20 protein-coding genes are annotated in these 19,597 nt (G+C 69.7%); 18 read left to right on the top strand and 2 right to left on the bottom strand.

The genetic code is table 11. The annotated features are described in order from the left end of the window. Nucleotides 1-557 precede the first annotated feature (557 nt). Both ACY0PA_RS35175 and ACY0PA_RS35180 read left to right on the top strand, forming a co-directional pair. The gene (locus ACY0PA_RS35175; protein WP_385883311.1) at nt 558-1,139 is read left to right on the top strand and encodes an ATP-binding protein; all 582 of its coding nucleotides are present in this window, start codon (nt 558-560) and stop codon (nt 1,137-1,139) included. Between the two features lie 703 nt (nt 1,140-1,842). Further along, complete coding sequence (locus ACY0PA_RS35180; protein WP_376691228.1) at nt 1,843-2,220, top strand: hypothetical protein; 378 nt, start codon at nt 1,843-1,845, stop codon at nt 2,218-2,220. 736 nt (nt 2,221-2,956) lie between these two features. On the opposite strand, the gene ACY0PA_RS35185 is transcribed toward ACY0PA_RS35180, so the two are convergent. Next, nucleotides 2,957-4,209 (bottom strand): IS3 family transposase gene (locus tag ACY0PA_RS35185; RefSeq protein ID WP_473081462.1). Its coding sequence is split into 2 segments (ribosomal slippage): nt 2,957-3,927 and nt 3,927-4,209, totalling 1,254 coding nucleotides; the frame shifts between segments, so codons are not numbered across the junction. A gap of 72 nt (nt 4,210-4,281) precedes the next feature. Between ACY0PA_RS35185 and ACY0PA_RS35190 the strand changes: the two genes are divergently transcribed. The 8 genes from ACY0PA_RS35190 to ACY0PA_RS35225 all read left to right on the top strand — a co-directional run bounded on the left by ACY0PA_RS35190 (nt 4,282) and on the right by ACY0PA_RS35225 (nt 9,817). Further along, a complete protein-coding gene (locus ACY0PA_RS35190; protein ID WP_473081463.1) occupies nt 4,282-4,404 on the top strand; it encodes a hypothetical protein in 123 nt (40 codons plus the stop codon). A gap of 301 nt (nt 4,405-4,705) precedes the next feature. Beyond that, nucleotides 4,706-5,212, top strand: a complete 507-nt coding sequence (locus ACY0PA_RS35195) for an SAF domain-containing protein (protein WP_473081464.1) — start codon at nt 4,706-4,708, stop codon at nt 5,210-5,212. Then, nucleotides 5,212-6,054: a MinD/ParA family ATP-binding protein gene (locus ACY0PA_RS35200; RefSeq protein ID WP_473081465.1), complete on the top strand. Its 843-nt coding sequence runs from the start codon at nt 5,212-5,214 to the stop codon at nt 6,052-6,054. Before ACY0PA_RS35195 ends, ACY0PA_RS35200 begins: the two co-directional genes overlap by 1 nt. Next, nucleotides 6,051-7,367 (top strand): CpaF family protein, encoded by a 1,317-nt coding sequence (locus ACY0PA_RS35205; RefSeq protein WP_473081466.1) that lies wholly within the window; start codon nt 6,051-6,053, stop codon nt 7,365-7,367. Before ACY0PA_RS35200 ends, ACY0PA_RS35205 begins: the two co-directional genes overlap by 4 nt. Continuing rightward, complete coding sequence (locus ACY0PA_RS35210) at nt 7,364-8,233, top strand: type II secretion system F family protein (protein ID WP_473081467.1); 870 nt, start codon at nt 7,364-7,366, stop codon at nt 8,231-8,233. The genes ACY0PA_RS35205 and ACY0PA_RS35210 overlap by 4 nt, the downstream gene beginning before the upstream one ends. Next, nucleotides 8,233-9,132 (top strand): type II secretion system F family protein, encoded by a 900-nt coding sequence (locus ACY0PA_RS35215; RefSeq protein WP_473081468.1) that lies wholly within the window; start codon nt 8,233-8,235, stop codon nt 9,130-9,132. The genes ACY0PA_RS35210 and ACY0PA_RS35215 overlap by 1 nt, the downstream gene beginning before the upstream one ends. Before the next feature lie 39 nt (nt 9,133-9,171). Continuing rightward, entirely contained in the window at nt 9,172-9,357 is a 186-nt protein-coding gene (locus tag ACY0PA_RS35220) for a hypothetical protein (RefSeq protein ID WP_470001665.1), read from the top strand. Next, nucleotides 9,350-9,817: a TadE family protein gene (locus ACY0PA_RS35225; RefSeq protein ID WP_473081469.1), complete on the top strand. Its 468-nt coding sequence runs from the start codon at nt 9,350-9,352 to the stop codon at nt 9,815-9,817. The genes ACY0PA_RS35220 and ACY0PA_RS35225 overlap by 8 nt, the downstream gene beginning before the upstream one ends. Nucleotides 9,818-9,837: 20 nt before the next feature. On the opposite strand, the gene ACY0PA_RS35230 is transcribed toward ACY0PA_RS35225, so the two are convergent. Then, the gene (locus tag ACY0PA_RS35230; RefSeq protein ID WP_473081470.1) at nt 9,838-10,173 is read right to left on the bottom strand and encodes a hypothetical protein; all 336 of its coding nucleotides are present in this window, start codon (nt 10,171-10,173) and stop codon (nt 9,838-9,840) included. Nucleotides 10,174-10,301: 128 nt separating this feature from the next. Here ACY0PA_RS35230 and ACY0PA_RS35235 point away from each other — a divergent pair, with 128 nt between their 5' ends. From ACY0PA_RS35235 to ACY0PA_RS35270, 8 genes are all read left to right on the top strand, one after another. After that, a complete protein-coding gene (locus tag ACY0PA_RS35235; protein ID WP_473081471.1) occupies nt 10,302-10,718 on the top strand; it encodes a TadE/TadG family type IV pilus assembly protein in 417 nt (138 codons plus the stop codon). Further along, nucleotides 10,715-11,173: a pilus assembly protein TadG-related protein gene (locus tag ACY0PA_RS35240; RefSeq protein ID WP_473081472.1), complete on the top strand. Its 459-nt coding sequence runs from the start codon at nt 10,715-10,717 to the stop codon at nt 11,171-11,173. Before ACY0PA_RS35235 ends, ACY0PA_RS35240 begins: the two co-directional genes overlap by 4 nt. An 89-nt stretch (nt 11,174-11,262) precedes the next feature. Next, nucleotides 11,263-13,902, top strand: coding sequence for a BTAD domain-containing putative transcriptional regulator (locus ACY0PA_RS35245; RefSeq protein ID WP_473081473.1), 2,640 nt, complete (start codon nt 11,263-11,265; stop codon nt 13,900-13,902). Nucleotides 13,903-14,703: 801 nt separating this feature from the next. Continuing rightward, the gene (locus ACY0PA_RS35250) at nt 14,704-14,997 is read left to right on the top strand and encodes a hypothetical protein (protein ID WP_473081474.1); all 294 of its coding nucleotides are present in this window, start codon (nt 14,704-14,706) and stop codon (nt 14,995-14,997) included. A 341-nt stretch (nt 14,998-15,338) separates the two neighbouring features. Further along, nucleotides 15,339-16,409: an AAA family ATPase gene (locus ACY0PA_RS35255; protein WP_473086532.1), complete on the top strand. Its 1,071-nt coding sequence runs from the start codon at nt 15,339-15,341 to the stop codon at nt 16,407-16,409. Between the two features lie 89 nt (nt 16,410-16,498). Continuing rightward, entirely contained in the window at nt 16,499-18,343 is a 1,845-nt protein-coding gene (locus ACY0PA_RS35260; protein ID WP_473081475.1) for a vWA domain-containing protein, read from the top strand. A gap of 120 nt (nt 18,344-18,463) precedes the next feature. Continuing rightward, a complete protein-coding gene (locus tag ACY0PA_RS35265) occupies nt 18,464-18,940 on the top strand; it encodes a hypothetical protein (protein WP_473081476.1) in 477 nt (158 codons plus the stop codon). 41 nt (nt 18,941-18,981) lie between these two features. Beyond that, entirely contained in the window at nt 18,982-19,413 is a 432-nt protein-coding gene (locus tag ACY0PA_RS35270) for a hypothetical protein (protein WP_473081477.1), read from the top strand. Nucleotides 19,414-19,597 lie beyond the last annotated feature (184 nt).

A 19,597-nucleotide genomic window follows, 5' to 3' on the forward strand; every position in this document is an offset into this window, starting at 1 on the left:
AGTCCACTACCAGCGCATGCCGCTGGAAACGTTCCTGAACGAGCTGCTGGCCGCCGGTTTCATGCTTGAAAGACTCGTCGAGCCTCGCCCGACGCCCGGCCTGCGAGAACTCGACGAAACGGCCTACAACAAGCTCCACCAGGCTCCGTGCTTCCTTGCTGCCAGGCTCCTTCGGCCCTCACAGCACGCAATCCCTGCCTTCCGGCGAACGCGCACAGTCACTGCCCCGTCTCCCAAGCGCCAGAACTGGCGACACTTGAATACGCGAGCCCACCAGTATTCAACGCCCGTGCCGCCCAAGCTATTGGTTCTTGGAAGACCTGGGTGAGGGGTGGTCCGCTCTTCGTAGATCCACGGTGTCGTGGTCGCGTCCCAACCGCGATCACCGTGGAGGTCTCAATCGTGGTCCCCCTTCTGGTTACCGCCATTTTGCTGTTGCCGTCCGTAGCGCTGGCGGGCCCCTTCGCCGTCGTCGAAGCGCGTACGTGCATGAGACCCGGTCCTGGCCGTCACCGCCGCATTACCCGAGGGCGGCATGCGGCGAGGGGAGGGCGGCGATGAACCGTCCGCACCTGCCCCGCCCCCGTCCTCCGTTCTCGAACCCCTGCGTCGTGTTGCGTTGGACCAGTTGCACTCCCAACGCGTCGGCGCAGGCCCGGGCGGCATTACGCCGGACCCTTGGCCAACTTGGCTTGCGCGGTGAGGCGATCAGCGACGCGGTGTTGGTCGTGTCCGAACTCGTGGCCAACGCAACCGAGCACGCGCCGGGACCGTACGAGATGAGGCTGCGGCTCACCACGGCTGAGTACGTCTGTGAGATCGAGGACAGAGATCCGCACGTCCCTGAGATTCCAGCATTTCCCTCGGATGCCCCCTTCGCTCCCGACCCCGAAGGGCGCGGAGGAGGGCTGGATGCCCTGCTGGATCTACTCGCCGAGCGAGGCCGAGGGCTCTCCATCGTGAACGAACTCACCCGAGGAGCCTGGGGTTTCAAGTGCACACGCACCACCAAGGTCGCGTGGGCGCGGTTCCCGGCAAACATGCCGCCGCTCCTCACAGAGATCGTCACGCGACCGGAAAACGGCGCTCGCGATGAGGCATCCGAATGCGCCGAGCGTGCCTACGATCTGGATCCTTGAGACAGAAGAGTTGGAGAGGGATTGTGAGGGCTGATCCACACGGTGTGCGCCCGACCCGGGAGGCCGGTCCCCACCGAGGCCCGGGTCGAGCCGGCCGTCCCCGCGGGCGTGGAGGTAGGCGCCCCGTCGCCCGGCTCCGAACTCGGGCCTCCCCGATGTTCGCAGTGTCTGCAGACGCGCCCTCTCCGAAGCACCCACGGCTGTTCTCCGGAGGCCGCCGTCCATCGGACTTTGAGGCGCTTTGCTCAGCGGTTTGACGGCATGGTCCGCAGGTGCGCTGCTGCGGCGGCGGACTCCACTGCCCGGCTCCAGGTTGATCGACACGTCTAATTCCGAACCCATGCAGGTGAATTGGCGTGACAGCGAGCAGTGAGATCGCCGGTTACTCGCACCGTAAGAGTGAACGGGACGCGAATCTTCTGGATCTTGTTTGTCTCGCCAGAATCCTGGGGCATGACGGTTGCAGCGGTGATGGTGACGAACGAACCACGTTGCGTAATGCGTAGCAGGTGGGAACGGGGGAGACGTGAGAGCAAATACTGTGAGCACGGGGGCGGTTGTGACCATCGCCGTAGTCTTGGCATGCGGGTTGGGGGCGTGCACTCACAGTGCGCGCGGTCCGGAGAGCGGGAAAGGTTCCCAAGCTTCGGAGCCTCGAGCCTCGGTGTCCCCCTCTGCGACCGGCGAGGCCGATGGTGAGGCCGTGGCTGCCTACAAAGCTATGTGGGAGGACGCCGCCGAAGCCTCCCGGACCTCGAACCCGAAACACCCACGCCTTGATGACCACGCGACAGGCAACGCTCTGAGCCTGTTGCGATACATGATGGAGCAGAACCAAAAGCGCGGTGTGACGGGTAAGGGCGCGGCGAGCGTTGGTCCTGTCGTGGTGAAGTCGAGCAAGACCAAGGTCGAGCTGCAGGACTGTGTTGATGGCTCGAAGTGGGTGCAGGCCAAACCGAGCGGCTCTTCCGCGGGCATTTCGGGCGGGCACTACCGCACTGAGGCAACGGTTGTTATGGCTTCGGGCAAGTGGTGGGTCTCCGAGTTGTACAACGGGGAGGCTGGGTCATGCATGGGCTGAGGCCCGGTCTCCCGGCGTTCCCTGGAGCGATGGTCGCGACGCTGGCGTTATCGCTTCTTGTGCTGTTACCCGGCATGAGTTGGGCTGACGACGGGGGCTCGTATATGGGTGTAACCACGGGGGTGAAGTGTCGGCAAGGAAAGTGTGGTGTCGGCGCGAGCAGCAACGCGCGTCCGGCACGTGCTGGGAAGCCGAAGCGGCCCTCTTCGCAAGGTCCTTCGGCAGGAGCAGGGCACGGCGGCGGTCCGAAGGGGCCACCGACGATTGAGTCGGATGGCTGGGAGTACGACCTCGGAAACGGGATGGGGATCCTCCCTAGATTCGACGGTGCCAAGGCGAAGCCGCGGGGACGCGATGTGGAGCCGAGGCCGGACCCTGCTGTGGTTGCGCAGCAGGTGATGCGCGAGTTGGTGTTGCCCGATCCGGTGATCCGGACCAGCCCCGATGAGAAGCATGCGCAGTTGGTGAGGGTGCCGACGTGGATGTGGTTGGACCGGGCGATGTGGAAGCCGGTGTCGAAAACCGCGAAGGTGCCGGGGGTTTCGGTGACGGCCACGGCGATACCGCGTTCGGCTACGTGGCGCATGGGCGACGGTGAGACAGAGGTGTGTGAGGGCTCTGGGACGCCGTACTCGCCGAAGTTCGCTGCGGATTCGAAGTCTCCGGACTGCGGGCATACGTACGTGCACTCGTCGGCGGGGCAGCGGGATGAACCGTTCCGGGTTCGATCGAGACTCTAGGCTGTGACTGTGACCTGGGGTTTCGTGGTTGCTCGGTAGTAGTTGTTCTCGTATTCGACGGGTGGGATGTGCCCGATCTCACCGTGGAGTCGGCGGTGGCAGTACCAGTCGACCCACTCAGCAGTGGCCAACTCGACCTCGGACAGCGTCTTCCAAGGTCGGCGGGGCTTGATCAGCTCGGTCTTGAAGAGTCCGATCGTGGACTCCATCAGGGAGTTGTCGTACGCGTCGCCGACCGATCCGATCGACGCGGCGATGCCGGCCTTCTCGAGGTGCTCGGCAAGTGCGAACGATGTGTACTGCGACCCGGCATCGGAGTGATGTATCAACTCGCCCTTCCGATAGGAGTGTTGGTCGCGATCACGTTGCCACAGGGCCATCTCGAGAGCGTCCAGGACGAGCCGTGTCTCCTTCGAGATGGCCGCTGACCAGCCGACGATACGGCGGGAGAAGGTGTCCACGACGAACGCGACGTAGACGACGCCGGCGAACGTGGCGACGTGGGTGAAGTCGGCGACCCAGCAACGGTTCGGGGCCGGGGCGACGAAGTCACGGTCCACGAGGTCCGGGGCCCGCTCCGCGCTCACGTCGGGAATCGTGGTGATCACCCGCTTGCCGCGGACCGCGCCGGTGATCCCGAGGTCACGCATGAGGCGTTCGACGGTGCAGCGGGCCACCGCGACATCCTGGCGGTTCAGGTGCCGCCAGATCTTCCGGGCACCGTAGACACGGTAGTTGGCCTCGTACGTCTGGGTGATCAGGTCCTTCAGCTCGGCGTCGCGGAGGGTGCGGGCCGCAGGCTTGGCCTGGCGTTTGTGGTGGGCGTAGTAGGTGGACGGGGCGATCTTGCAGTCGTGGTCGGTGAGGACCCGGCAGATCGGCTCGACGCCGCCGAAGCGGCCCTTGTACTCGTCGATGAACGCTACGAGCGTGTGTGTGGCCGGTCGAGCTCGGCCGCGAAGAAAGACGCCGCAGCCTTCAAGATCTCGTTCGCCCGCTTGAGTTCGGCGATCTCCTTCTTCATCGCCTTGACCTGCGCGGACTCCTCCGTCGTAGTGCCCGGACGGGCACCTGCATCGATCTGGTCCTGCCGCACCCACTTGCGCAGCGTCTCGGTCGTGCCGATGCCCAGTTTCTGGGCGACCGCTTTCATCGCGGCCCACTCGGTTTCATACTCGGGCCGCACCTCGGCGACCATCCGCACCGCACGACGGCGCAGCTCAAGCGGGTACTGGGAAGGACGTGCCATGACTCGATCCTCTCAAATGATCGAGTCCCTATCGAACCCGGAACGGTTCAGGATGACGCGTACACCGTGTCGGTGACGGTCACTTGGGATGTGGAGTGGCGCGGCGGCGGGCAGCAGGGCCTCATTCCTGGGCTGCAGACCCAGGCGCAGATGCCGCTGCGGGTGGCTGAGGCGCAGGCGTTGGTCGTGGCCTGATCGCCGAGCGGGGCGACGGTACCGGGGCCGGATCGGTGCCGGGCCTCATTTTCTTGAACGAGATCGAGTGGGGTGAAGTGTGGGTACCTCTTTGTCTTCTTCCAGGCCAGCGGGTGTCAACGGCGCGTGGGCGCGGATCAAGCCGCCACGGCAGTCGGCGGAGGGTCCGCCTGCGGGTGGCGGTCCGGTTGGGGCGCCGCGGCGGTGGCGGCCGGGGCTGGTAGCGCTCGGCCTTGCCGGGGCCATCGCGTGTGCGTGTGGTGCCGCGTGGGCGGTAGGCAGTGCGGGGGAGCGGCAGCCGGTGCTGTCCGTGGTGCGTCCGGTGGCTGCGGGTGAGGCGATCGAGGCGCGAGATGTGGGTGTCGTGCGACTTGGTGCGGACGACGCCACGCAGGTGGTGCCGGCGGGGCAGCGGGGCGCGGTGATCGGGCGGCGGGCCGTGGTGCCGCTGGTGTCCGGGCAGTTGCTCGCGCCCGGACAGCTTGGGGACGCGGCCGGGTTCCCGCCCGATGGGCTGGCCCTTGTCGTAGTGGGTGTGGAGCCGGGGATGCTGCCCGCTGGACTGGCGCAGGGGCAGCGGATTGCCGTGGTGCCCGGTGCTGCGTCGGGCCGGCGCGGGGCGGCTGATGAGGACGCGCAGGAGCCGGATCCGGTGCTCGGTGTGGTGAACGCGGTAGGGCGTGCGGAGTCGGCGTCCGGTAAGGGGGCTGTGACGGTGCTCGTGGATGCCGGGGCGGTGCGCCGGGTGGCGCAGATGAGTGACCCGAGGGTCGCGGTGCTGAGTTCGTCCGTGAAGGCGGTCTCCTGATGCGGCAGATCGTGGCGCTCGGTTCCCTCAAGGGAGCGGCCGGTTCGAGCACGCTGGCTCTGGCACTGGCCGCGGCATGGCCGCGCCCCGATGGAGTGCCGCCGGTGGTGGTGGAGGCCGATGCTTCCGGCGGCGATCTCGCTGTGCGGTTCGGGCTGTCGGACATGCAGGGCCTGCTCGCGTTGGCGGCCGGCGCACGTCAGATCGAGCAGGAACAGGACCTCGATGCCTGTACGCAGCCGGCTGCGGGAGGGCTGAAGGTCGTGGTGGCGCCCACGGGAGCGGACCAGGCCCTGCCGAGCGTCGCGGAGGTAGCGGCATGCCCCTCCGTGCTGCGCGGTGAGGATGGCAGCACGGGGGTGGTGCTGCTCGATCTCGGGCATCTTGGCTCGGCTCCGTCGCGGGAGCTGGCGCGGGCCGCGGATCGCTTGGTGCTGGTGGCCAGGGGTGGCGCGGACGCGCTGGCCCATGTGGCTGCCCGCCCCGAATGGCTGGAAGGGATCCGGCCGGACCTGGCCGTGGTGGGGAAGTGCCGTTACTCCGAGTCGGACATCGCCCAGGCGCTGGACATGGAGCGGGACCAGGTCCACTTGCTGCCCTGGGATGTTCGGTCCGCGGACGCCTTCGCCGGAGTGACGGGCGTGGCCGAGCGGCGGTGGCGCCGGTCGCCGCTGGCCAGGGCCTCCTTCGTCCTGGCACGACGGCTGACCGGGGCCGACAAGGGTGTATCGCGCGGCGGGCTGCGCGCCGAATTGGCTCAGTTGGGCGGGTGTGCTCTGCCCAGACCTCTGTCGGGGCGGCCGGGGGCGCTGCGATCCCTGGAGAAGGGCGGGACGCCATGACGGACCACGCCCGGGCCGCCGATATGTTGCGGGAGAACATCGCCGCGAACCTGACGGGCTTCGCGCACTCCCGCAGCGAGGCCGGACTGCCGGTGCAGAGCAGCGGTGAACGGCGCACTCTGGCCAGGAAGCTGCTCGCCGATGAGATCTCCTCCCACAATCAGGGCCGACTCCGCGTGGGCCAGCCGGCGTTGAGTGACGGTGAAAGGGAGGTACTCGAGCGCTCGGTGATGGAGGCACTGTTCGGTCTCGGTTCCCTCCAGGAACTGCTGGAAGACGATCGGATCGAGAACATCCAGATCAACGGAGCGGACCAGGTCTTCGTCCGCTACGCCGACGGAACCGAAGAACAGCGTGCCCCCGTGGCCGCCTCTGATGGTGCACTCGTTGATCTTGTACGGCAGATCGCGGCTCGCTCGGGCCTGGAGGAACGGCGCTTCGATCGTGGGTCGCCGAGCTTGAATGTGTGTCTGCCGGACGGTTCGCGCCTGTTCGCGGTGATGGCGCTGTCGCACCGGGTGGGGCTGACGATCCGCCGCCATCGCTTCAAGCGCGTGTCCCTGGACGATCTGGTCGATCGCCTCGGTGTGTGCGACCGGCCTCTGGCGGCGTTCTTGAGGGCGCTGGTGCGGGCTCGGAAGAACATCATCATCGGCGGCGGCACCAACGTCGGCAAGACCACCCTGGCCCGCGGACTGGCCTCGGTCATCCCTTCCTGCGAGCGGCTGGTGACCATCGAGGACACCTTCGAACTCGGGCTGCACCAGGACACGCTCGCGCACCCGAACGTCATGGCGTTGCAGGCCCGCGAGGCGAACCTGGAGGGCGAGGGAGCCGTCGACCAGGCGGAGCTGGTGCGCTGGGGACTGCGGATGTCCCCGGACCGGGTGATCGTCGGGGAGATCCGGGGGCCGGAGGTCGTGCCGATGTGCAATGCCATGAGCCAGGGCAACGACGGCTCGCTCTCCACGATCCACGCTTCCACCTCACGCGGGGTGTTCACGAAACTCGCCGCGTACGCCGCCCAGTCACCGGAGCGGCTGTCGCTGGAGGCGACGAACCTGTTGGTCGCCTCGGCCGTGCACTTCGTCGTGCATGTGGGCTGGGCCGCGGACGGGCGGCGCGTCATCGACTCGATCCGCGAGGTCGTGGACGCGGACGGCACACAGATCGTCTCCAACGAGGTCTACAAACCCGGCCCCGATGGGCGCGCCGTGCCAGGGGCACCTGTGCGCACCGAGACCCTTGACGAGTTGGTCGATGCCGGCCTGGATACGGCTCTCCTGCGCGGCGAGCGATGGAGGCGGACATGACCCACGGAGCGCTCATCGGGCTGTTGTGGGGAGCGGGGCTCGCGCTCTTCCTGTGGCTGACCGTGTACGGCGTCCTGCCACGCGAGCGTGGCCGGCGCACTGTGCGGCTATGGCGGCTGCCGCTCAAGGCAAGCGGGCGGCAGTGGCTGGCAGCGGTGGTGGCCGCCGCCCTGACCGTGGCGCTCACAGGTTGGCCGGTCGCCGGGCTCCTCGCGCTGGTGGGCGTGCTGACCCTGCCGCGGCTGCTGGGACGAGACCGCGATGCTGCGGCCCGCACGGCCCGGCTGGAAGCCGTCGCCATCTGGGCGGAGATGCTGCGCGACACCCTGTCCGCGGCCGCCGGACTGGAACAGGCAATCCTTGCCACAGCCCCCGTCGCCCCGCCCGCCCTGCGTGAGGAGACGGCCCGCCTGGCAGCACGCATCGACGACGGGCAGCCGCTGGGCCAGGCCCTGCGGGCCTTCGCCGACGATGTGGACGACGCAACCTGCGACATGGTCACGGCCGCACTCGTCATGGCCGCCGAACGCCAAGCACGCCAACTTGCAGGACTGCTCGGCCAGTTGGCTGCGGCGACTCGGGAACAGGTGACCATGCGGCTGAAGACCGAGGCCGGGCGCGGGCGGGTGCGGACCTCGGTGCGCGTCATCACGTCCACGACGCTGGGCATGGCCGCGGGACTGGTCGTCCTCAACCGCGCCTACCTGGATCCCTACGCGAGCGCCCAGGGACAGTTCGTCCTGGCGCTGGTGGGCGGCCTGTTCGCCGTCGCGTTCTGGTGGCTGATGAAGATCGCCACGGTGGAGGAGGAGCCCCGGGTCCTCAAAGGTGCGGCACGTACGACGGCGGGGGAGGCGGGGGTTTGATGACAGTGATTCTGCTCGGGCTCGGACTTGGCGGCTTCCTGGCGCTGACCGTGTACGGCATCAACCCGCCCCGCCCTTCACTCGCCGACACCCTCGCCCGCCTAGGCACGCCCATCACTGCATCGTCTCCGGCGTCCGCGGCGGGTAAGGGGGAGGGTTGGGCGTCACGGCTCGGGTGGCGGGCCGTGCCGGCACTGAAGGCCCTCGGTCTGCCCACCCGGAATCTGCGCGACGATCTGGAGGTCGCGGACGTGCCGGTCGAGCGTTTCCTGGCCGAGAAGACCGGTGCTTTCCTCGCCGGGCTCCTCGCGCCGAGCGTCGCCTCGCTCCTGCTGTGGGCACTGACCGGGAGTGGATTTGGTGTGCAGCCGACGGTCCTCGGCTCACTGCTGACCGGGACGGTGCTGTTCTTCACCCCGGACCTGTCGGTACGGGCCGAGGCCCAGCGGCGCCGCAAGGAACTACGCCACACCCTGTCCGTCTTCCTCAACCTCGTGGTCATCGCCCTGGCGGGCGGCGCCGGCATCCACCAGGCCCTCGTAGACGCAGGAGCCAACCCGCACGGATGGGGCGCCGCCCAACTACGCCGCGCCCTGACCGCCTCGGAGGTCGGGCGGACCAACGTATGGCACGAGCTGGGCGCACTCGGCGCCCGCACCGGGGTGCGGGAACTGGCGGAACTCGCGGCGACGGTCTCGCTCGCCGGCAGCGAAGGCGCCAAGATCCGCGTCTCGCTGGAGGCCAAGGCCGCCGCGATGCGCACCCGCAGCCTGGCCGAATCCGACGGCGCCGCGCAGTCGGCAACCGAACGGATGTCGCTGCCGGTCGTCGTCCTCTTCGCGGGATTCCTCGTCTTCATCGGCTACCCGGCCCTGCAAAACGTCCTCGCCGGGCTGTAGGCCGCAACCACCCACTACGGAACGGAGCTTGCCGTGAGCATGCGCCCGATCGTCATCCGCACCCGCACCTGGTGGCGGCGCGCCCAAAGAGGGATGGCCCAGGATGCCGGGTACTCCACCGAGACCGTCATCGTCACCGCTCTGCTCGTCATCATGACCCTCGCGGTCATCGGCGTCATCGCCGCCAAAGTGACCGCCAAGGCGGGCGGGATCGACCTTGGCTAAAAGAAGCCAACTACCGCGTACGAAACGGCCAGCGGACCGTGGGGCCGCGAGTACCGAGCTCGTGCTCGTGGTGCCGCAGCTGATGACCCTGCTGCTGTTCATCGTGCAGTTCGCTCTCGCCCTGCACGCCCAGCACATCGCCCAGACGGCCGCCTCCCGCGCCCTGGCCGCGGCCCGGGCCCAGGACTCCACTGCCGCGGCCGGCAACGCACGCGCAGCGGCCACACTGCGCCTACTGGGCGGGGCAGTACTCAAACACCCAACGGTGAAAGTCAGCCGCGGAACGCAGAGCGTGGCGGCACATGTGGAGGGCGAGGTCCTCGTCGTCGTACCGGGCCTGCATCTGCGGGTGGCCGGGAACGCCGCAGGGCCGACCGAGAGATGGGCCGCAGACCCTAGTGGGTTCGCGAATTCTGAAGTGCCGTGGCGCGCGAAGCGAAGTGTCGGTGCTGAGCAGTGAGCGCGCGAGGGGACTTGGGCTCAGGATACGTGCGTCGAGCGTGTTCGAGCCCTTGCCTGACAGGTTGCTCGTGCGGTGCGCCAGATGGCCTCGAACTCTTCGACGGTGAGGTCCTGCGGCTCGTGGGCGTCCCACTCTTGGACGGGAACCTCCGCCGTGCCACCGAACGTCGCTTCATAGTCTGCGAGGCTCCCGGTCTGCTGGGCCGCTTCCCATTCGGCCAACGAGGCTGCGGCAATGGGCCTCTCGAGAGGGCCTTGAAGTTCAACCTGGCGAGTGACACAACCGTCGGCGTCGACCTCAAAGTAGAACCAGGTGTCTTCCTCGGCCCAGTAGCTGCGAAACCAGCGCGTCATGACGTCATTGTCCTCGATGCCGTGACGGTCTCTTCACATGCCCTGCGTCCAGACCCCGACAGGGGCGTCCGTCGGGTGCAGCGACAGCCGGGTCGGCTTTCCGACACAGACAGGGTGACCGGATGCGCATGACCCAACAGTTACACCGGCCACGCGATAGCGGGTCGGCGACGACGGAACTCGTCTTGGTGACCCCCTTATTGATTTTGCTGGCGCTGGTCGCCGTCGCCTTCGGCAAGCTCGTCGGTGCGCGCCTTGACGCCGACGAGGCCGCCCACCAGGCCGCCCGCGCCGCCTCCCTGGCACGCTCCGCCGACGCCGCCAGGGCCGAGGCCAGCGGGGCGGCCACTCGCAGCCTGACCGGCGCGGGCTCCTCGTGCACGGGCCCCCGGGTCACTCCTGAACTGGGCGACTTCTCCCCCGGGGGTGTGGTGCGGGTGACGGTGACCTGCCGCGCCGTCCTCGACCTGCCGGGCATGCGCGGTGTGGACGTCACCACGTCGGCAGCTTCCGTAGTGGATCTGTATAGGGGAGTGGAGCCATGAGACGCAGAAACCGACGAGGTGCGCCGTGCGGCGACTCGGGGCAGGTCACCGCGGTCGTCGTCGTGTCAGTGGCCGGGCTGTTCCTCTTCGCGGGACTTGTCATCGACGGCGGCCTCGCCCTGGCCGGGAAGGTACGCGCCGCCGACACCGCGCAGGAAGCAGCACGCGCCGGATGCCAGCAAGTCGACCTCGACTACCTGCGTGCCACGCACCGCACGAGACTCAACGCACCCGAGGCCGGCGCGGTGGCACGCGCACGCGTGGCCGCCGTCGGTGACACCGCCCGCGTAACGGTGCGCGAGGACCAGGTGCAGGTCAGTGTCACTCACGTCCAAAGGAGCCAAGTCCTCTCACTGGTCGGCGTGGACCGGCTCACGACTACCGCGTCCGCCACCGCCCACATCGAACTCGGAACCAGCACCCCCTGGGGCGACGGAACGCAGGGAGGGCCCTGATGCCAAGACCAGCTTCGTCTCGCCACACCGCGCCGCGGTTGATCGCCGCCGTACGTCTCATCGCCTCCACTGGCACGCTCGCTGGCGCAGTGGCTGGCATCCCGTACGTTCTGCTCACGGCTGTCGGCGGGCCCTGGCCCAGTCAGGTCATTTCGCTGAATGACCTGCTCACGCGGATCGGACAACCGATCAGCGACCCCTTCGTCCTGCAGGCCCTCGCCCTCGTGGGGTGGGCCTGCTGGGCGTACTTCACCGCCACGGTGCTGCGTGAAGCGCTCTGGCTGCTGCGGCGCCTGCCCACGCTCATGCGGGACACGGCACTGCTGCGGCGCCGGACTGCGACGCTGCCCGCCCACCGGGCCGCCGCCGCACTCCTCGTTGGCACCCTGCTCATCGCCCTGATCGGCCTTTGGCGCCTGCCCGTCGCGCACGCCACAGCGCCTGCCATGAGCCCCGCCGCAGGGCCAGTTGCGGCTGTCGCGCCCCTGCAGGTGCCACCCGCGCGAGCCGACAATGCAGAGCCCGCCACGTACGTCGTGCAACCCGGCGACACACTGTGGGGCATCGCGGAACAGCACCTCGGCGACCCCCTCCACTGGCCCAAGATCTACCAACTGAGCTGCGCCATCCGGCAATCCGACGGCGAGCTGCTCTCCGACCCAGACCACATCCAACCGGGCTGGCGCCTGCACCTGCCCGTACACAACGCTCCCGCACCCCCTCCGCCCCAGCCGCCCGCCAAGCCGCCGCCCAGCACACCCACTCCGGCCCCCGCACCCCACGAGAGCCAGCCCCCCGGCCGCGGGGGTCACGGCGACGAGCAGCGGCACACAGACCGTCAGCAGCACGATCACCACCAGGCCCAGGAACGCCGCCCGGTGGCTATCGGGTTGGGCGCCGCCTCCACGATCGGTGTCACCACCGCAGCCGGGATCGCGGCAGCCATCGGCTTCGCCCGGTGGCACGCCACTCGCCGCCGCACTCCCCGCCTCGATGCCCTCTGCGAGCCGTTGGAGGACGACGACCTGCTGCTCGGCGAGGCCCTGCACCGCAGCAACCAAGCCCACCTGGCAAGCCGTGCCACCCGCCACCACAACCCCGACATCATGGCGCGGCGCACCGCCCCGGCCGAGGCCGGGCCGCCGGGCACGGTCACCATCGCGGAGCGCGCCGGACGGGAAGTCAGCATCGATGCCCTGACCGCACCCGGCGGCGTACACCTGGCGGGGCCGGGCGCCGAGGACACCGCACGCCACCTCCTGATCGCCATCGCCTCCGCGGCCCAGCGCCTTCGACCCGCCCCACCACGCGTACAGCTACTCGCCCACGAGGCAACCGTGAGCCGCCTGCTGCCCGGCATCGACGCACCCCTCCCGGCGTGGACGCTCACCGGCAACGCGGCCGAAGCGGGCCAGGCAGCCGAGCACGCGCTGCTGGAGCATTTCCGCCACGAACAGCGCCTGGACTCCGAAGCGTTGGTACAGGATGCGCCCGCCTTCCACGTGCTGCTCCTGGACGGCCAGAGTCCCGGGGAGGACGACGGCCGGCTGCGGGCCCTGGCCGCACGGACCGGCGCCGGCCAGCTCGCCGTCGTGACCCTCGGCGGTCAGCGCGACGTGGCACAGCACCAGCTCGCCATCGCCGCCGACGGCACCTCCACAGGCCCTCTCGCCGCCCTGGACGGCGCCACGATGTTTCTCCTCACCCCCGACACGGGCCACGAACTCGCCCAAGGGCTCCTGGCCGCCCACGGACACCACACCGCCCCACACGCCCCCACCGCCCCCACGGATACTCCGGGCCCCGACCCTGACCCCGCCCCACTCGAGGCCATCGATGCCCTCGCCCCCGAACCGGCCGGCGCCCCGGCGCCGCAGCGCCCCAATGACCCCCGCCCCAGCCCTGAGTCTCTGGCCCCGCCCGCCGCGCTGAAGACCGGGCCGCCTCGCCCGGTGCACCTGGCCCTCCTCGGAGGATTCAAACTCCTCGTCCACGGCGAAGAATGCACACTCGCCGACACCAGGAAAGAAGAGACCCGGGAATTTATCGCCCTCCTCGCGGCCCACCAAAGCGGTCTGCGCGGCGAAGAAATCGCCGAGAAAATGCAACTGGCCGACGACCCGACCGAAATGAAAGCGGAACTTGAAAACCTGCGGCGCGCCGCCCGGCGCGTCTTCCGCAGCGCCACCGGAAAGAAGGAGGTCGCCTTCGTCACCCTCAGCGGCCCTATCCACCGCCTCGACCCGCAATACATCTCCACGGACGTCACCGCGTTCACCGATGCCCTCACCCAGGCCACCCGCGCCGACTCCCCGTACGAACGCGCCACAGCCCTCCAACGCGCCACCACCCTCTACACCGGGCAGCTATGTGAAGGCGCCGACTACCTGTGGGCCCAGGGCTTCAGGATCGCCCTGCACCGACGCGCGCTGGACGCCCTGATGCTGCTCGCCGAACACACCGCACAACAGTCCGCCGACCCCGAACCCGCCCTCGCCCTGCTCAACCAGGCCGCCGACCTCGACCCGGAAAACGAACGCGTCTACCGGCGCATCATCCAGCTCCAGATCACCCTGGGCCGTGACGATGCCGCCCACCGCACCCTGGCCCTTCTCACGGACCGTCTCGCCTCCATCGACGAAGCCCCCGAAGCCGCCACCCTCGCACTCCTCAACCAGGCCCCACCCCTGCGCCGGGCGCCGGCAGGAGGCACACCCACCCGAAGGTGAAGTCCTCCCGCTCGTCCCGACCCCCGTCCTGCCACCGGGGTCCATCCCGCCGTCCCGCTTGCACAGGAGCACCCTGCGCGGGCATCCGCCCAGGCCACGGCCCGATCCGCCACCGCGGACCGGGCCAGCCTGCATATCGGTACGAGAAACTGTCCCGATCTGCAGGCACCGGCGGCCCACCCCCACTGCTTCCCCTATACGCAGCTCACTCATTGCCTGCACCTGTTCTCACCTGCTTCTTCCCATCACCCCACCCCTTCTCTCTTCCTTCCTTGTTTGAGGCAGTTCGCCGACCCCTCAGCCGGGTGAGGCGGGCGCCCAGGCGAAGCCGGAGGCGCCCGCCGTGCCGCCGGGGCCGTGCCGCCGGGGCCGTGCCGCCGGGGCCGTGCCGCCGGGGCCGTGCCGCCGGGGCCGTGCCGCCGGGGCCGTGCCGCCGGGGCCGTGCCGCCGGGGCCGTGCCGCCGGGGCCGTGCCGCCGGGGCCGTGCCGCCGGGGCCGTGCCGCCGGGGCCGTTCGAGCGCGCGCTCGATTTCCCGGTTCCGCCGGCGCCCGCAGGGGCCTTGATTTCGGTCGCCGGATCGCGGGGTCACGACAACAAGCGTCGCGACGCCCCGAATTTGCCATTATTCGCGTCGTGAATTCACGAGAATTCCAGCATTATCAAGCCTGAATGCCGACTTCACTGCACCCTCGAACCGAGCTATATTTAAATTGTTCCCGAAAGGGACGGAACGGGAAAGGCGAAAAGGGCCCGGCGGAGGATTCTTCGAATGGGCGGCCGAATGCAGAAAGGTGATTCGGGTGGGCGGCTATAAAGTGAATGCGGTAGAGCTGTGTCAGGCGGACGCGCTGAACTGGATCGAGTTCGAAACGCTCGTGTGTCATGACGAATGGGAAGAACTCGGTTTCGGCGAGTTCGGGACGCGAGTGAAGTTCGGCGGAACGCTGATGGCGGTCGAAAACGGGCACACCAAGGGCCGGGCCTGGTCCCGGGTCCGGGTGCGCGTCACCGCCCCCGCTACCGGCAAGCCCACCGAGATCACCTCGGTGCTCGGCAGCCACATCACCGTCACGCTGACCGACCGCGAAGGCTGACCCCGGACTCCCGGCACCGCGCCTCTGGACACACCACGTATTGCGGTGCCGCCCGGCGCTGACACTCAGCCCGGGACGGCGCCGCCACCCCCACCACACACGCGCCTCGGCACCTCGATGCCCAAATCACGCCACGGCCCTCATCACCGGCCCGCTGGCCGACCGGCCTGCCCGGTAGCCCTCGGTGACCGCTGAGCGAGCGAGGGCTGGCGCGAACCCCCACCGATTTCTCCTTAAGACAGTGAGAGGAAGGCTTCGCCATGGCCGCAAGTACCCCTGCCCCCTCGACCTCCGCGCCCGCCGCATCAGGCAAGTCCCGCCCTGGTGAACTGCGGGCCCGGATCGCCGGGATCCTGGCAACCAGCCCGCAGGGCCGCTACACGGTGACCGAACTGGCCAAGCAGCTGGGGCATTCGGGCGGCGCGGTCGGTAACGCCTGCGAAACCCTCGTCACCCGGGGTGAGGCGGAGCGGCTGGGTGACAAGCCCCGTACCTACCGGGCGACATCGACCACAGCCGCCGCAGCCCAGCACATCCCGGCCGCCTCACCCCCGAGCGCACCTAGGCCCCGTCAGGCGGGCGCGGTGCCCGCACCCGCACCGCCGCCGAGCGGGCGCCCCGGCCCAGTCACCCGTCCCAACGGGCAGCGCTACCACCCCAGGGCGCTGGCGAACCTGCCCGATGTGGAGGCGCTCCAGCGCCTGCGCGAGGCCAGCGTCCCGGTCCTCCTCTACGGGCCGCCGGGCACCGGGAAGACCTCCCTGATCGAGGCCGCCTTCGGGGACCTGATCACCGTGGCGGGGGACGGGGACACTACGGTCGGCGACCTGATCGGGGAATACACCCAGGACGACCAGGGCGGATACGAGTTCATCTACGGGCCGCTGGTCACGGCCATGCAGGAGGGCCGCGCCCTCCTGCTCGACGACGCGACCCTGATCTCCCCGAAGGTCCTGGCGGCCCTGTACCCGGCGATGGACGGGCGCAGGCAGATCCAGGTCAAGGCACACAAGGGCGAGACGATCACGGCGGCCGACGGGTTCTACGTGATCGCCGGGCACAACCCCGGCGTGCACGGCGCGGTCCTGACCGAGGCCCTGGCCTCCCGGTTCAGCATGCAGATCCAGGTCGGCTCCGACTACGACCTGGCCGCCTCCTTGAACATCAACCGCACGGCCGTGAGGGTCGCCCGCAACCTCGCCACCCGCCAGGAGGCCGGAGAAGTCGGCTGGGCCCCGCAACTGCGCGAGTTGATCGCCTTCCAGAAGATCGCCGACGTACTCGGCACCGCAGTGGCCTTCGCCAACCTGGTCGGCATCGCGCCCCTGGAAGACCGGGACACGGTCACCGAGATCGTCACCAAGGCCATCGGCAGCCCGGTCACCGCCCTCGCCCTGGGCCGCCAGCTCTAACTCGCCACCCTTGCCTGCCGGTTGCCGTACCGCCCCGGCGGTACGGCCCGGCCGCCCCCTCCGCGCAACAGCTTCGAAAGGACCCTGCGATGACCACGCTTGCCCCCGCCCACGTGCACCACCACCCGCCCGCCCCGACCGGGACGCAGGAGGCGCTCGCCCGCTGGGAGGACGACGGCGGCCCGCTGTATGACCCGGCGCCTCGCCCGGAGGCGGTCGAGTGGCTGCGGATCTCGGCGGAACTGACCGAGCGCCTGCCCGAACTCGCCGGACGCCAGGACATCCTGGTGACCTGCGCCCCGGGAACCCTTTCCGGCGCCCCGGCCGCGTTCTTCCCCGCCACCGCGAACCTCGAGATCGACGCGGCCTTGTTCACCCCGCATCGCCCCCGCACTCTGCACCCGCAGCGGGCAGGGGACGAAGAACGCTACCCGGTGGCCTGGGGCGCGATGATCCACGAAGCCGCGCACGCCGCCCACTCCCGGTGGCTCACCCCAACCGTGCCTAGCGGTACCGCTCAGCGTGCGGCGGCCGAAATGCTGGAGGAGTCCCGCGCCGAGGCCGCCCACCTCGCGCGCCGCCCCGACGACCGACGCTTCTTGCGGGCCACGGTGCACACGGTGGTGATGGCCGAGATGATGGACCAGGCCCCCGCCGACCGATGGCAGGCCGCCTTCGTCGCCGGACTCCTGCTCGCACGCCGCGATGCCGGAATCCTCGACCCCGACGAAAGCGAACCGGTCGAGCAGGCGGTCACCGCGATCCTCGGCCCCGACCTCCTCGCCCAGCTCTCCACGATCTGGACGGCCGCCCACGCCACAGCCGATGACGACACCGAGGCGATGCTCGGTCACGGCCAGGCCTGGTGCCAGGCGCTCGACCAAAAACCCCACGCCCCCGAGCCACCCCCGATCCCCGGCTCCTGCACCCCGCCACACGGCGCACCCGGTGCCCTGGCCGAGGCAGTTGGCCAGACGGTCCGCGCAGTGCGCCGCAACGAACAAGCCCAGACCCAGGCGCGCCAGCAGGCCGATGCCGCCCGCCAGGAACGAGCGCGGGCCAAAGCCGAACAGGCCCAGCAACAGCGGCAAGCCGCCCAGACCGCAAGCCAGGTGTTCACGCCCGGCGCCCGCCCGGTACTGCCCGGCAGGCGCCCGCACCCGCGCAGGAAACTGCGCTCACCGGTGACCGGCACCCGCACCCCCACCGGGCCGGAGAAGGCGGCAGCCGGACGCCTGGCCCGCGCCCTGCGGGCGGCCGCCTACCGCGAGCGCACCGCCACCATCACCGCCTCGGCGGCGCCGCCCGGCCGCTTGAACATGCGCCAGGCCCTGTCCCGCGACGCCCAGCAAGCCGCCGGAGCCGTACCCACCGCCACCCCCTGGATCCACACCCAGCGCAAACACACCCCCACCCCACCCCTCAGGGTCGCCATCGCGGTGGACGTGTCCGGCTCCATGGGCTCGGCAGCCGGACCCATCGCCTCGGCCGCTTGGATCCTGGCCCGGGCCACAGCCCTGACCGACCCCGACTCCCGCAGCGCCACCGTCGCCTACGACCGTGCCCTGACCGCGATCACTGCCCCCGGACGCACCCCGGCCCGGGTCACCGAGTTCGACGCGAGCGGCAGCGGCCACCGTCTGGCCGAAGCCATCGATGCCCTCACCGCCGGACTCAACCTGAACCACCCCGGAGCAGGCCGCCTCCTGGTGATCGCCTCCGACGGCCACTACTACCCCGAAGAAGCCGCCAACGCCGCCGCACGTATCACCGCCCTGCGCGCGACCGGCTGCGCAGTCCTCTGGCTCGCCTTCGCCCCCAACGCCCGCCCATTGGACGGCGCAACCTTCCTCGAACTGACCGACCCTGCCCAGGCCGCCGCCGCAATCGCAACAGCCGCGAGCGCCGCCCTGACCGCCGCCACCCGCACCTGACCACCCCCGGGCCGCACCACCCGCGGCCGCGCTACACCCCGAGCCCTGGGCCGCCCACCTGCCGGGCGGGCGGCCCCACACCGCTCACGGGACTAACTCACGCGAAGGAGCACCCCCGTCATGGCCTCGATCACCGAACGCGCCCACTCCGCAGCCGTGTTCATCCGCCACAACATGGCCGTCAGCCCGCACGGCCGCTACCGGGGCGAGGAACACGCCCGCACCGCGATCCGCCTGGCCGCCCTCCTCGGACTGGGCCTGGACCAGATCACCACCGAACCCGACTGGCTCCGTCGCCGCACCACACCCGGCGAACCGGTACTGGCCACCGCCACTTGCCCCGAAACCAACGAGACGTATCGCTTCCTGCTCCGCTACCCCGTCTACGAAGACGAGCCCTTCGAGCTGCTCGGGCCCTGCCCGGAATGCTTCGCCGACGTCCCGGCCGCGACGATCCGCCACCTCGCCGACCTCGGCGACTACCTGGCGCACGGCCCCCTCCAGATCGCGGACTGCGACCGGCAGGGTGGCACCCCCGACACCTTCGACCGCGACCAGGGCCACACCGACACCTGCCGCTACGGCGAACACCTCTAACGCCATCCCGCCCACCCCACGGCACGAAAGGGCAACCGGTCATGACCAACCCGCCCAGCCGCGTACGCGGCACAGCCAAGACCGCTCCGCACACCACGGGTTCAACGCCTGCCGCACCCCAGGGACCCGGCGAACAGGCCGTACACGACCTCCTCGGCCGGGACGCCAACCAGCGTCTGCGCATCCAGACCCAGGCCGACGGCCCTCACGCTGCCCTGGCCCAACTGGTCCTGGAATCAGCCCGGGAGGCCGACCGGCTCTACGAACGATTGCGCCTGCAAGCCGCGTACTCCCGCGACCGCCTCACCGAAGCCCTCGACGACCGCCGCACAACGGCCTTCATCCCGGTCAGCGGCCTGTTGGGTCCATGCGGGCACAGCACCGACCTGCTCGCAGCACGCTGCGCCCAACAGCTGAACCAACTCGGCCTCGTCCTCGACACCTACCGAACGGCCTACCAGACCACGCCCTGACAACCACTTCACGTCGCATCCCCGGCGCCCAGCCTCGGGTCCCGGGGGTGCACGGCTCGGCTGGTACTGGATCCTGTGGCGCAGACCGAGCCCCGGTGCTGCCCTCGTCCTCCCGGAAAGAATGCTACCCATGCTCCGAATACACCTGTCGTGCCACTGCGGCGGCTGCGGCCATGCGGGCTGC

The organism is Streptomyces sp. DS1-CR2 (assembly GCF_055760475.1).